The sequence below is a fragment of the Stenotrophomonas sp. STEN225 genome, assembly GCF_056756445.1.
This window is the reverse complement of record NZ_JBRRBV010000005.1, coordinates 153,533-167,006: the sequence shown is the minus strand read 5'-3', so window position 1 is coordinate 167,006 and position 13,474 is coordinate 153,533. Positions and strand designations below refer to the sequence as shown.

The window sequence follows — 13,474 nt, the reverse complement described above, 5'->3', positions numbered from 1 at the left end:
CTCGCTTCCGCTACATGGACGCCCAACCCTCCCTCCTTCCGCCTGACGCCCCCTGCCACGTCACGCCCCGCGCCGAGTTCCTGCGCGGCCTGCGCGCTGCCGTGCCGGTGATGATCGGCTTCGTTCCCTTCGCCCTGGTGCTCGGTGCACAGGCTGCGCAGAAGGGCCTGTCGGCGCTTGAAGTACCGCTCATGACCGGGCTCAACTTCGCCGGCGGCTCGGAGTTCGCCGCCATCGAGCTGTGGACGTCACCTCCGCACATCGCGCTCATCGTAGCGATCACCGCGCTGGTCAATAGTCGCCATCTATTGATGGGGGCCAGCCTGGCACCGCTGCTGCAGCACCTGCCACGCCGTCGCACGCTGCCGGCGTTGTTCTTCATGTGTGACGAAAGCTGGGCCCTGGGTGTCGCCGACGCGCGGCGGCGCATGCACGGTTTCAGCCTCGCCTACTACCTGGGCACCTCGGCCGGCCTGTATGGGGTCTGGGTGACCTGCACGACGCTGGGCGCGATCGCCGGCCCGCTGCTGGGCGACATCCATGCCTATGGATTCGACATGGCCTTCCCCGCGGTCTTCCTGGTGCTGCTGCGTGGCATGTGGCAGGGCCTGCGCGCAGCGCGGCCCTGGCTGGTCAGCCTGCTGGTGGCCGCAGGCACCCATCTGCTGGTTCCGGGCGCCTGGTACGTCGCCAGCGGTGCGCTGGCCGGGCTGGTGGCCGCCTGGCTGCTGGCGGAGGACGCGGCATGATCCAGTGGAGCTCGCTGCTCACCATCGTGCTGATGGCAGCCGTTACCTACCTCACCCGCATCATCGGCTTCCTGGCCCTGCGCAACCGCACCCTCGGCAAGCGTGCGGTGACGGTCATGGAGGCTGCGCCGGGCTGCGTGCTGATCTCGGTGATCGCCCCGGATTTCGTCGCCGACAAGCCCGCCGATCTGGCTGCGCTGGCCATCACCCTGCTGGCCGCCACCCGGCTGTCGATGCTGCCGACCGTGCTGATCGGCGTGGTCTCGGCCGGGTTGCTGCGCCATCTGCTGGGCTGATTCACGGCAGGCCGGGCGGGACCCGGCGCTGCCGATCGGTCTTCGCGCCGAGCGGGCGCGCTGCAATCAGGCGCTGCTGGCCGCGAGCAGGCACAGGCTGCGCGGCGGCAGGGTCCAGTCGCCGGTGCCGTCCTGCTCCAGCGGCGCCTCGTCGGTCTGCAGCAGTACGCGCCGGAACGACAGCGCCTGATCCGATACGCGGAACCGCTGCGGCTGGTCTCCGGCATTCAACAGCAGGGCGAGGCTGACATGCCGCCCGGGCTCACGCAGGCCGCTGTCGGGGCTTCGACCGTCCAGCACAATCAGCAGCGCGCGCAGTTCGGGGTCGTGCCAGTCCGCCTCCTCCATGCTGCGGCCGTCCGGATGCCGCCAGTCGATATCGCGCAGGCCCAGCGCTTCATCGTATTCACCGCGCAGGAACCGGTTTCTGCGCAGCAGGCCATAGCGCCGGCGCAGCGATAGTGCACGCCGCACGAATGCCACCTGCGCCTGCGCCGCCGGCTGCGAGGCACGCTCCCAGTCGATCCAGCTCAGCGGGTTGTCCTGGCAGTACGCGTTGTTGTTGCCCTGCTGCGAATGGCCGAACTCGTCGCCGGCCAGCAGCATGGGCGTGCCCTGCGACAGCAGCAGCGTGGCCAGCAGGTTGCGCATCTGCCGTGCACGCAACGAGAGGATCGCCGGATCATCGGTGTCGCCCTCCACACCGTGGTTGCTGGAAAGATTGTGCGAATGGCCATCGCGGTTGTCCTCGCCGTTGGCCTCGTTGTGGCGGTCGTTGTAGCTCACCAGATCGTGCAGGGTGAACCCGTCGTGTGCCGTTACCAGGTTGATGCTGGCCGACGGCCGCCTGCCGTGGTGTTCGAACAGGTCGGCCGAGCCGGTGAAACGGGTGGCGAACTCCGGCAGCTGCCCGCCATCGCCACGCCACAGCGCGCGCACTGTATCGCGGAAGCGGTCGTTCCATTCCGCCCAACCCGGCGGGAACTGGCCCAGCTGGTAGCCGCCCGGGCCGATGTCCCAGGGCTCGGCGATCAGCTTCACCTGGCTCAGGATCGGGTCCTGGCGTACCGCATCGAGGAAGCTGCCCGAGGCGTCGAAGCCATGGCGCTCACGGCCAAGAATGGTCGCCAGGTCGAAGCGGAAACCGTCTACCCGCATCTCGGTCACCCAGTAGCGCAGCGAGTCCATCACCATGCGCAGCGCGCCGGCATTGGTCAGGTCGAACGTGTTGCCGGTGCCGGTATCGTTGATGTAATAGCGGCGATCATCGGCCAATCGGTAGTAGCTGGCATTGTCGATGCCCTTGAACGACAGCGTGGGGCCCAGCTCGTTGCCCTCGGCGGTGTGGTTGTAGACCACGTCCAGGATCACTTCGATGCCGGCATTGTGCAGCCGCGCGACCATCTGCTTGAACTCGGCCACGGTGCCCGTCGACAGGTAACGCGGCTGTGGGGCGAAGAAGCCGATGGTGTTGTACCCCCAGTAGTTGCGCAGCCCACGCTCGAGCAGCTGCTGGTCGTCCACGTAGGCGTGCACGGGCAGCAGCTCGATGGCGGTCACACCCAGATGGCTCAGGTGGTCCACCACCGCATCATGCCGCAGTGCAGAGAAGGTGCCGCGCTCGGCCTGCGGGACATCAGGATGCTGCATGGTCAACCCGCGCACGTGCGCTTCGTAGATCACGGTCCTGTCCCAGGCCGTTTCGGGTGCACGCTCGACACCCCAGCTGAAGGCCGGATCGATCACGGCGCAGCGTGGCATGTAGCTGGCGCTGTCGCGGCGGTCGAAACTGAGATCGCCATCGCGATGGCCCAGGGTGTAGCCGAACAGGTGGGGCGCCCACTTCAGCTCGCCGACGATCTGCTTGGCGTAAGGGTCCAGCAACAGCTTGTTGGGATTGAAGCGATGCCCTTCCTCCGGCGCATACGGACCGTGCACCCGGTAGCCGTAGCGCTGCCCGGGCCTTACATCGGGCAGATAGCCGTGCCAGATCTCATTGGTGTACTCGGGCAGCGCGATGCGCTCCACCTCGCGGTTGCGCGCGTCGAACAGGCAGAGTTCGACCCGGGTGGCATGCCGCGAGTACAGCGCGAAGTTCACGCCCAGCCCGTCCCAGGTTGCACCCAGCGGGAAGGGCCGGCCTTCGCGCACGCGCGAGGTCTGTGCCCACTTACGGCTCGCCATCGCTGCCCTCCTCGCCGCGCGCCGCGGCAATCTCGGCCTCCACCAGCCGCTCGGCCATGTGCCAGTGCCGCTGCTGCTGGTCGTCCGGGCGCCCTTCCGCTTCCCATATCTGGTGGGCCAATGCCTCAATCCGCTGCCGTCGTTCCCTGCTGTCCATCCCTACCCGTCTCCTCGTTGATCCATACCGCCAGCGGGCTGCCAGCCAGAAGCCGTGCTGCATCCGCGGTTTCATTGAAATGTTCGATGCGTCCGTCCAGGAGGTTGCGCATGCGTCCTGCCGGAAGCCCGCGCAGCGTTGGGCCGGTGGCGACGTCACGCACAACGTTCAGGCCGGGCCCGGGCATGGCGATGGGCGAGCCACGCTGCACGATCACCAGCAGTACCTGCGTCTGGTGCCTGCGCACGAACGCCAGCCAGGGCGAGCGCGCAGGCGCGGACAGCGGCTGCAGCTCGCCGTACAGGAAAAGGTGCGGGTGCCTGCGGCGGCAATCCAGCAGCTGCCGCAGCAGCAATGCCTTGATGCCGCCGTCCCGCCAGTCCTGCAGCAGCGCGGGCCAGGAGCGCGTGTCCCGCAGCCATGCCTGCCGCGCCGGATAGTCCACGGCCCGGCGGTTGTCCGGGTCCACCAGGCTCAGGTCCCAGCCTTCGCCGCCTTGATAGAGGTCAGGCACACCGGGCAGGCAGTGCTGCAGGCACAGCTGTGCCAATCCATTGCAGGCGCCCGCCGGCGCGATGCGGGCCACGAAGGTCGCCAGCGCCTCGCGCACCGGCAGCAAGGGTGCTCCCTCCAGCAGCGCGTGCAGCCACTGCGCGGCGGCGTCCTCCACTGCCACATCGGGATCGGACCAGTTGCTGATCCGTTTGCCCTCGCGCAGGGCCTTGGTCAGCCAGTCCGCCATCCTCGATGCGAAGTCGGCACCGGGGGCGCCCTGCATCGGCCACGCCGCCACCAGCGCCTGCCACAGCGCATACGCCTCGGCGCCCGGCAACGGCAGCGGCATGCCGGCCTTGGCTGCCATCCGGCTCCAGCGCCGTACAGCATCCCGCCACTCCGCCGTGCAGGTGCTGAGCACCGCCAGCCGCGCCCGGCTGTCGCTGCCCCGCTTGTGATCGTGGGTCGCCAGCGCAAGCAGTGCCTCGGGATGGCGTCGCAGGCGCCGCGCTGCATGCTGCAGCAGCTCGCGTCCCTGCATGCCCAGCCGCTGCGGATCACTGCCGACTTCGTTGCGTGAGAGCAGTCTGAAGTAACGATAGAAGCCGGTATCCTCCACCGACTTGGCGTTCAACGGCGCGGCCAGCTGCCCGAAGCGCACGCGCAGCTCGCTTTCAGCCGGTGCCTGGCCGGGAAGTGCCTGCAGCAGCAGGTCCAGTGCCGCCCGTCCGGCACCGTCCAGCGCGGCTCGTGCCGTGGCAGCAGCGGCGACCAGTGCCTTCCGCTCACCCGCGTCACGCAACGAGTACGGGCGGTAGGTGCGGTAGTGCCGCAGCAGCGCGGCCAGCGCGCGCGCCAGGGCGGCCGTACCGATGTCGGCCTCGGCCAGCCGGGGCTGCAGAACCTGCTGCGCACTGCGCAGCAGGCGCTGGAAGTCGGTGTGAAGCGACTGGCGCAGCAGCATCCCGCGCGCGTCCTGCTGTATCTGGTCAAAGTCGCGCGTGTCGCCGCTCTCCGCCTGCCAGGCGCGTGAGAGCGCGGGCGCCGCTGCCGGATCGTGCAGCCACGCGCCGGCCTGGTCCATGAAGTCATAGCCGGTGGTCCCGTCGCAGGCCCACCCCTCGGGCAGCTGCTCGCCCTCGGCCAGTATCTTCTCGACGTGCAGAGTCACCGCCTCCGGATCACGGCTCCCGGCCGCGCAGGCAGCATCCACCGCCTCGCGCAGGCGCTGCAGATAGTCGCCGGGCGACGACAGGCCATCCACATGGTCGATGCGCAGGCCATCCACCCAGCCCTCACGCACCAGCCGCAACGGCAGCGCATGCACCGCTTCGAACACGTCCTCGCGCTCCACCCGCAGCGCGGCCAGTTCGTTGATATCGAAGAAGCGCCGGTAGTTCACCTGATCGCCTGCCGTGCGCCACCACGCCAGCCGGTAGTGCTGCCGCTGCAGCAATGCCTGCAACCGCTCGACGCTGCGGTTGCAGCGTTCGGCCCACGCCGGCCACTGCGCGGCGTCCAGGGGATGACTGCGCGGCGACAACGGCAGGACCAGCCCATGATGGCGCAACCCTGGCCGCTCATCGTCCACCCCCACCCGCAGTACGCCGTCGCGCACGGCGTCGTGCAGTGGCCGGTCCAGCACCGGCAACCATAGCCGGCCTTCGCAGCCCGGCGCCTCCCAGTCGATGTCAAACCAGCCTGCGTGGCGGCTTCGACGCCCGTGCATCAGCACATCGCTCCACCAGTGGCTGTGCGGGGATGCCGCCAGATGGTTGGGCACGATGTCCAGGATCAGACCCAGGCCGTGTGAGCGCGCCGCGGTGGCCAGCTGGCGGAAGGCCGCTTCGCCGCCCAGCTGCGGATTGATGCTGGCCGGGTCGATGCCATCGTAGCCATGTGAGGACCCCGGGACCGCAGCCGCGATCGGCGACAGGTAAAGGTGACTGACGCCCAGTGCGGCGTAATACGGCACCTGCGCTGCGGCCGCTTCCAGGTCAAAGCCTGCGTGCAACTGCAGGCGCGCGGTGGCACGCAACCTCGTCATGGTCCCGTCCTGCGGCGCGTGCTGCTCAGGCGCGCCAGCCGCGCATCGGCGGCGGCACCGTCCCACGCCAGCGGCAACCGCCGTCGCCAGTTCGGATGCCCGCTGACGGTGCCTGGCAGGTTCACCTGCGCACGGCTGCCCAGCACATCTTCCAATGGCAGCAGCGCCAGCCGCGACGCTGCGTGGGCAACCAGTGACAGCGCTCCGTCCTCCACGGTCGCGCCGTCACCACCGCAGACCGCGGCCAGCGCCTGCACATCCCGCGAGCGCGCGCGCAGTGCCGCCGACAGGTCCTCCAGCTCACCCAGGCGGGCACGCCAGCGCAGGTCGCGCCCGCGCAGCCAGCCGGCCAGTGGCGGCAGGTCGTGGGTGGACGGCATGGCCACCGCATCGCGGCGCCACCGCGACGCCGGCAGGAAGCGCTCGCCGTTGCGGGCGAACGGCAGCACCTCGATGCCCAGGATGCCCCGGGCTGCCAGCCGCTGGCGGATGCCCGGCGGCACCACCCCCAGGTCTTCACCGATCAGCACGCAGCGATGCCGCCACGATTCCAGCACCAGCAGATTGATCAGGTCATCGAATGGATAGCGCAGGTACACGCCCTGCCTGGCGCCAGCGCCGTGAGGCAACACCCACAGCCGCTGCAGGCCGAGGATGTGGTCGATGCGCAGGCCACCGCGGCCGGCCATCACGGCGCGCAGTACGCGGATGAACGGTGCAAAGCCCTCGCGGTGCAACGCCAACGGTGACCAGCTGGTGATGCCCCAGGCCTGGCCGAGCGGATTGAACGCATCCGGCGGCGCACCCAGTTCAAGCCCCTGCAGCAGATCGGCGCCACCGGTGCGTGCCTCGACGCCCTGCGGTGCACAGCCCACGGCCAGATCGGCAATCAATCCGATCGACGCGCCATCACTGCGCAGCGCCGCGTGCACCTGCACCCAGCCCTGCTGCGCCAGCCACTGCGCAAATGCATGGTCGTCGGCGCTCCCGGTGATCCCGTCGGCGGCATGCTGGCAATAGCGCAGCAGCGGTTCGCCCTGCGCATCGCACCAGGTCTCGATCTGCTCGCACTGTGCCGGTGCCTGCTGCCGCAGCCAGTGGCGCACCTGTCGCAGCCAGCGCCACTTCAATGCCGCCGAGTGCGGCCAGTCGATGCGGCGTGCAGCGGTGGCGGCATCAATTGCCATCGCCAGTGCCTCGTCCTGGCGCAGCACGCTGTCGGCAGCCTCCGGCAGCACCTGCGGAAGAGATACCTGCAGCGGGTCGAGCCAGCGCCGGTCACTGGGCGAATAGGGGCTATGGCCCAGGCCGGGTGGCAAGCCGGCGTGCAGCGGACTCAACGCCAGTGCATCGCCTCCATGCCGCTGCAGCAGCTCACGCCACTGCGCACAGCCGGCGCTGTCACCGATGCCTGCATCGCCGCGGGCGCGCAGACTGTAGACCTGCACCGACAGACCCCAACCGCGCAGCAGGCGCGGTGGCCACCAGGCTCGCGGCGGCGCCACCGCGACCGCCTGTTGCCGCCCGCCCCGGCGCCACTGCCAATAGCCCGGTTGATCCGGAACGCGCCAGCGCCCCTGCGCATCAGGCCGTGCTGGCAGCTCGCGCCCCTGTTCATCCACCCAGCACGCCGCCCCCGTCGCCTCCGGCATCACCAGTACCTGGCCACAGCAGGCGGTGAGCAAGCGGGCGCGCACCGGCGCACCATCGCCTTGCAGCCCTTCCAGCACCGCGCGAAGCACGTCCGGCGCGACTTCGCGCTCGACGCCGGCCACGTCGGTCCAGCGCTCCAGGAGACCTGCCCGGCGTGCGGCGTCCCGAACCGATATATCCGTCCTCATGCCGCCACCCAGCACGCAACAACACTGCCGCCTGCCGGCAGCACACCGGCAACGTCGGGACCCACAACGCGCTCGCCGGCCGGCACCGCATGCGCCACGGGCCGTGGGCCCACATTGATCGCGATCCACCATTGGCCCGATGGCAGCTGCCAACCCGCCTGCACCGCCCCCTCGCCAAGCACCCGCGCACCCAGCGACCGGGCCTGCAGCAGGCCGGGCTGCAGATAGCGTCTGCGCAGGGCCAAAAACCCGCCTGTGCAACGCAGCCATTGCTGCGACCAGGGATCATCGCCGGGCGGCGGCGTGTACGAGACCTGCAGGGTGGCCGGATCGTTCGGGTCCGGAATACGCGCACGCGAGGCGGCATCGGCGAAGGCACTGAAGCCGGAAAACTCGCGGCGACGTCCCTCGCGCACCGCCTCGTCCAGCGGCGGCGCATAGTCGGTGAAGAACAGGAACGGCGACCGCGCCTGCCACGGTTCACCCATGAACAGCAGCGGGATCATCGGCGTCAGCAGGGTCAGCGCCAGTGCCGCGCGCAGCCGCGCCGGATCCACCAGCATCGACAGGCGCTCGCCGAAGGCACGGTTGCCCACCTGGTCGTGGTTCTGCGCGAATACAACGAAACGCGCGGGCGACAGGTCGCTGCTGGGTTCGCCGCGGGGATGGCCGCCCAGGTCAGGTTCACCCTGCCAGGCGAATCCTTCTGCCAGGCAGCGGGCCAGCAGCGCGTCGGCGCGACCGGCGTAGGCCGCGTAATAGCCTTCCTGCTCGCCGGTCAGCATCACGTGCAGCGCGTTGTGGAAGTCGTCGTTCCATTGCCCCTGATAGGCACCGCGCAGCCACCGCGCCTGGTTGCGTTCGTTCTCCAGCACCAGGTGCGCGTGCGGCACCTCCGCGCGCACCTCATCGGCCAGCTGCTGCAGGAAGCGGTCATCGTCGATGGCGTGTACCGCGTCCAGGCGCAGCCCATCGAAGCCATAGTCGCGCAACCACATCAGCGCATTGTCGATGAAGAAGCGCCGCACCCAGGGCTGGCGGAAGTCGATCGCCTCACCCCAGGGGGTGCTGCGATCGTCACGGAAGAACGCCCGCGCGTAGTCACGCAGAGGGTTGCCCTGCGGTCCGAAGTGGTTGTAGACCACATCCAGCAGCACCGACAGTCCGGCATCATGCGCCGCGTCGATGAAAGCCTTCAGCGCTGCCGGCCCGCCGTAGACATGGGCCGGTGCGTAGGGGAACACACCGTCGTAGCCCCAGTTGCGCCGGCCGGGAAACTGCGCAACCGGCATCAGCTCGATGGCGGTGATGCCCGTTGCGGCCAGCATCGGCAGCTGCGCGGTCAGTGCAGCGAGGCCGCCGCCTGCCTCGATGTGCACCTCACAGATGACCAGGTCCTGCCAGGCGGGCCCCTGCCACGTGGCCTGCGCCCTGCCGGTGTCCAGCACCACGGCGCTGTCGCCATCGACGCCGTCCGGCTGCCAGCGCGAGGCCGGATCTGGCACGTCCTGGCCTGAAGGGAGGCGGAACCGGTACCGGTCGCCATGCGATGCCTGTGTCCGCAGCCAGTGGCAACCGTCCGGCTCGCGTTGCATCGGCCGCAGCGCGCCCTGCAGGCACAGCGTCATCGTGTCCGCGTCCGGCGCCCACACACGGAACTCCACCCCCTCACCGGCCGCACGCCAAGCGCCCAGACGCGGCGACGCTGTGGTCATGCATCAACCTGCAGGTACAGCGTGGACAGCGGCGGCAGGGTCAGCCGCAGCGACTGGGCGTGGCCATGCATCGGCCTTGGCTCGGTCTGCACCGCTCCGAGGTTGCCCGCATTGCCGCCGTTGTAATGCGCGCTGTCGGTGTTGAGGCGTTCCGTCCAGCGCCCCGGTTGCGGCACGCCAACCCGGTAACCCTCGCGCAGCACCGGGGTGAAGTTGCTCACCACCAGCAGGGTGCGGCCGCTGCCGGCAGGATCCCGGCGGATGAAGGCATACACGCTGTTGCGGCTGTCATCGGCCACGCTCCAGTCGAAACCGCGTTCATCGCGCTCGTCACGATGCAGCGCGGGTTCGGAGCGGAGGACGGCATTGAGGTCGCCCACCAGACGCGACAGGCCCCGGCCATCACTGCTGGTCGCCTGTTCCCAGTCCAGTGCTGCATCGTGCGACCACTCATGTCCCTGGCCGAACTCGCCGCCCATGAACAGCAGTTTGCTGCCCGGGTGCGCCCACATGAAGCCGTAATACGCACGAAGCTGGGCCAGCCGCTGCGCCGGTTCGCCTGCCATCTTGGCCAGCAGCGCGCCCTTGCCATGCACCACCTCGTCATGCGACAGCGGAAGCACGAAGCGTTCGGAGAAGGCGTAGACCAGGCCGAAGCTGATCTCGCTGTGGTGATGCTGGCGATGGACAGGATCGCGCCCCAGGTACTGCAGGGTGTCGTGCATCCAGCCCATGTTCCATTTGTGGGTGAAGCCAAGCCCGCCCTCCTCCACCGGCGCGGTCACCCCCGGCCACGCGGTGGATTCCTCGGCAATCACCAACACGTCCGGGAAGCGCTCACGCAGGGTCTGGTTCATCCGCCTCAGGAAGGCGACCGCCTGCAGGTTCTCTCGCCCGCCCTGCTCGTTGGGTATCCACTCACCGTCAGCACGGCTGTAATCCCGGTACAGCATGGACGCCACTGCGTCCACGCGCAGTCCGTCAATGTGGAACCGCTCCACCCACTCCAAGGCACTACCGATCAGGTAAGCGGCCACTTCGTTGCGGCCATAGTTGTAGATCAGCGTGTCCCAGTCAGCGTGCACCCCTTCGCGCGGGTCGGCATGCTCGTACAACGCGGTTCCGTCGAAACCGGCCAGGCCATGCGCGTCGTTGGGGAAGTGTGCGCTCACCCAGTCCACGATCACCCCCACTCCGGCCTGGTGACAGCGATCCACGAAGCGCGCAAAGGCGTGCGGCGTCCCATGGCGTGCCGTCGGTGCGTAGATCCCCAGCGGCTGATAGCCCCAGGAACCGCCGAAGGGATGCTCGCTGACCGGCAGCAGTTCGATGTGGGTGAAGCCGAGTCCGGCCACGTACGGAATCAGCCGGTCGGCCAGCGCATCCCAGTCCAGCGGTGCGCCATCATCGCCGCGCTGCCAGGAGCCCGCATGTACCTCGTAGATGGACAGCGGCGCGCTGGCGCCCGCTTGGCGCCGGGCCGCCCTCCAACCCTCGTCATGCCACTGCATCGGCGCCGCCGAAGGCACGCGTGAGGCGGTGGCCGGTGGCAGTTCGGCCCAGCGCGCCATCGGGTCGAACTTGTCGGGCATCACCTGGCCATCAGCCCCGACAATGCGGAACTTGTAGCGGGCACCGGCCTGCACGCCGGGCAGGAACAGTTCCCACACGCCAGCCGCATGGCGCAGCCGCATCGGATGGCGTCGGCCATCCCATCCGTTGAAATCGCCGACCACGGCGACCCGCCGCGCATTGGGCGCCCACACCGCGAAGCGCACGCCGGCGATCCCCTGCACCTGCATCGGGACCGCGCCCAGCTGGCGCGCCGCATCGGCATCACCGGCATGGAAGCGTTGCAGCAGCGCCTCGTCCAGCAGCGGGCCGAAGGCATAGGCATCGTGCACCTGCTCCACACCCTGCTCGAAATGCAGGGCAAGCAGCGGCACCGCCGCTTCACCGGCGGCGCCCTCGAACAGGCCGGGCAAGGGGCCCGGGTGCAGATCCCAGCGTCGCCCGTCCTCTCCGATCACCTCGACGCGCTGCGCGTGCGGCACCAGCACGCGCAACCGCCGTTCACCCTCGCGCTGGCGGTGCGGGCCCAGCCAGGCAAATGCATCTGCCGGGCGGGCATGGACGAGGTCCTCCAGCGCCGGCGCGATGCGGTGATCCAGTGCTGTGTCAGCGGTAGTGTCGTCCTCGAGGGCGGCCAGATGCGTGCTGTCGTGGCTCATGCGGCCACCTGGCAGGTCTGCTGGTACAGCGCCAGATAGGCTCGCCCGGCCGCATCCCAGCCGCCCGGCCGCAGCATGGCGGCGCGGCGCATGGCCTGCAGCAGGCCTGGCAGACGGAAGGTGCGCATCGCCCGCTCCACGCAACGGCGCAGGCCATCGGCATTGGCACCGTGGAACAGGAAACCGGTCACGCCATCCTCGACGGTGTCCACCAGCCCGCCCGTCGCATGCGCGACCGGCAGGCAGCCGAAGCGCTGCGCGTACATCTGGCTGAGCCCGCAGGGTTCAAAACGCGAAGGCATCAGCAGGAAGTCGGCGCCGGCGAACATCTGGCGCGCCAGCGCTTCCTCGAACCCGATGAATGCGCCCACCCGCCCCGGGTAGCGCCGGGCCAGCGCCTGCACCTGTGCTTCCACCTGCGGCTCGCCGCCGCCGATGACGACCAGCTGCCCCCCGGCCGCGACGATCTGTGGCGCCACGTCACAGGTGATGTCCAGCCCCTTCTGGTGCACCAGGCGGGAAACCACCGCGAACAGCGGGCCGGTCGAGGGCGCCAGGCCGAACGCCCTGCGCACCGCATGTGCGTTGGTCGCGCGTCCGGTCCATTCGCCGATGCCGAAGTGCGCCTTGAGGTGGATGTCGCGTCGCGGATCCCAGCTGGCGTCGATGCCGTTGACGATGCCGCTCAGGTGACCGCCGGCGGCACGCCGGGCCAGCAGGTCATGCAGTCCGCATCCATCATCCGGGGCGGTGATCTGCTGTGCATAGCGCAGGCTGACTGTGTTCAGCCGCGTGGCATTGGTGATGCCGCCCTGCAGGAATGACATCTGTCCGTGGAAGTGCAGTTCATCCAGGTGCGCGGCCGGTACGCCCAGCACCGGCGCAAGCGCATACGGGAACAGGCCCTGGTAAGCCAGGTTGTGGATCGTCAGCAGCGTCGGCACGGCCGTCCGGTCCCAGCGCACGTAAGCGGCGGCCATGGCCACCGGCCAGTCATTCAGGTGCAGCAGCTGCGGTGACCAGTCCAGCCCGGCACGCCCGGCCGCAATCTCCGCAGCCGCGTGTGACAGCGTGGCGAAGCGAACCGCGTTGTCCTTCCACTCCTGTCCCTGCCCATCCACGTAGGGCGAGCCTTCCCGCTCATACAGCTCAGGCGAGAGCAGCACGTAGATCGGCAGGCCGTCGGCCTGCACCGCCATGCCGATGGTGCACGCAGGCAGGCCGGCTCTTTGGCTGACCTGCCCCACCGCCCGCAGCTGCGGCAGGCGCTGCAGCACCTCCGGGTAGCCGGGAAGCAGCACGCGCGAATCACACGCGCCGCGCACCGCGCGTGGCAGGGCCGCGGCCACATCGCCCAGGCCTCCCGCCTTGACGAAGTCGGCCATTTCGGTCGCGACAAACAGCACGCGCTGTACCAGTTCCGGCAACTTCAACGGCTGTGAGTGGCCCCGGCGGGTCCCGATGGGTACAGGTGCACCGGGAGGCGTCGCAACGGGTGAAGCGGACTGGACGACGCGGGCCATGGCGATGATCTCGGAAGTGTTCAGGCAGACGGACGCCAACGGCGCCCGGACGGGCGCTGAAGCGGAGAGGGAAGTCGACGCAGAACGTGGGGGACGTCAGCGAGAGGCTCAGGAGGACAATAGCCCCGCATGCGATCAATCGGCCGTGAAGCCCTGGCGATTTCTTTGTGACAACGCGTCATGAGCTGAGTACGCATGCCGCGTTCATCACGCCCATCGATGCCTCCCGGACGGGA

Annotated in this window: 9 protein-coding genes; 2 read left to right on the top strand and 7 right to left on the bottom strand. The window is 69.2% G+C overall.

Annotated features, from left to right (window positions below):
• Window positions 1-14: 14 nt before the first annotated feature.
• Both ACVOJ1_RS07190 and ACVOJ1_RS07185 read left to right on the top strand, forming a co-directional pair.
• Window positions 15-749 carry an AzlC family ABC transporter permease gene (locus ACVOJ1_RS07190; protein ID WP_065176122.1) on the top strand — a complete coding sequence of 245 codons (735 nt, stop codon included), beginning with the start codon at window positions 15-17 and terminating at the stop codon, window positions 747-749.
• The gene (locus ACVOJ1_RS07185; protein ID WP_053516356.1) at window positions 746-1,045 is read left to right on the top strand and encodes an AzlD family protein; all 300 of its coding nucleotides are present in this window, start codon (window positions 746-748) and stop codon (window positions 1,043-1,045) included. Before ACVOJ1_RS07190 ends, ACVOJ1_RS07185 begins: the two co-directional genes overlap by 4 nt.
• A gap of 66 nt (window positions 1,046-1,111) precedes the next feature.
• On the opposite strand, the gene glgX is transcribed toward ACVOJ1_RS07185, so the two are convergent.
• Genes glgX through glgA form a run of 7 tightly spaced genes read right to left on the bottom strand, consistent with a single transcriptional unit; the run spans window position 1,112 to window position 13,238 of the window.
• The gene (gene glgX / locus ACVOJ1_RS07180; protein ID WP_180875268.1) at window positions 1,112-3,229 is read right to left on the bottom strand and encodes a glycogen debranching protein GlgX; all 2,118 of its coding nucleotides are present in this window, start codon (window positions 3,227-3,229) and stop codon (window positions 1,112-1,114) included.
• Complete coding sequence (locus ACVOJ1_RS07175) at window positions 3,216-3,386, bottom strand: DUF2934 domain-containing protein (RefSeq protein WP_080375226.1); 171 nt, start codon at window positions 3,384-3,386, stop codon at window positions 3,216-3,218. The genes glgX and ACVOJ1_RS07175 overlap by 14 nt, the downstream gene beginning before the upstream one ends.
• Complete coding sequence (gene treY, locus ACVOJ1_RS07170) at window positions 3,355-5,928, bottom strand: malto-oligosyltrehalose synthase (RefSeq protein ID WP_346480215.1); 2,574 nt, start codon at window positions 5,926-5,928, stop codon at window positions 3,355-3,357. The genes ACVOJ1_RS07175 and treY overlap by 32 nt, the downstream gene beginning before the upstream one ends.
• A complete protein-coding gene (locus tag ACVOJ1_RS07165) occupies window positions 5,925-7,769 on the bottom strand; it encodes a 4-alpha-glucanotransferase (RefSeq protein WP_346480214.1) in 1,845 nt (614 codons plus the stop codon). The genes treY and ACVOJ1_RS07165 overlap by 4 nt, the downstream gene beginning before the upstream one ends.
• A complete protein-coding gene (gene treZ / locus ACVOJ1_RS07160) occupies window positions 7,766-9,484 on the bottom strand; it encodes a malto-oligosyltrehalose trehalohydrolase (protein WP_128988267.1) in 1,719 nt (572 codons plus the stop codon). The genes ACVOJ1_RS07165 and treZ overlap by 4 nt, the downstream gene beginning before the upstream one ends.
• Complete coding sequence (locus ACVOJ1_RS07155) at window positions 9,481-11,715, bottom strand: 1,4-alpha-glucan branching enzyme (protein WP_346480213.1); 2,235 nt, start codon at window positions 11,713-11,715, stop codon at window positions 9,481-9,483. The genes treZ and ACVOJ1_RS07155 overlap by 4 nt, the downstream gene beginning before the upstream one ends.
• Window positions 11,712-13,238, bottom strand: a complete 1,527-nt coding sequence (gene glgA / locus ACVOJ1_RS07150; protein ID WP_164152872.1) for a glycogen synthase GlgA — start codon at window positions 13,236-13,238, stop codon at window positions 11,712-11,714. Before glgA ends, ACVOJ1_RS07155 begins: the two co-directional genes overlap by 4 nt.
• Between the last annotated feature and the right edge of the window lie 236 nt (window positions 13,239-13,474).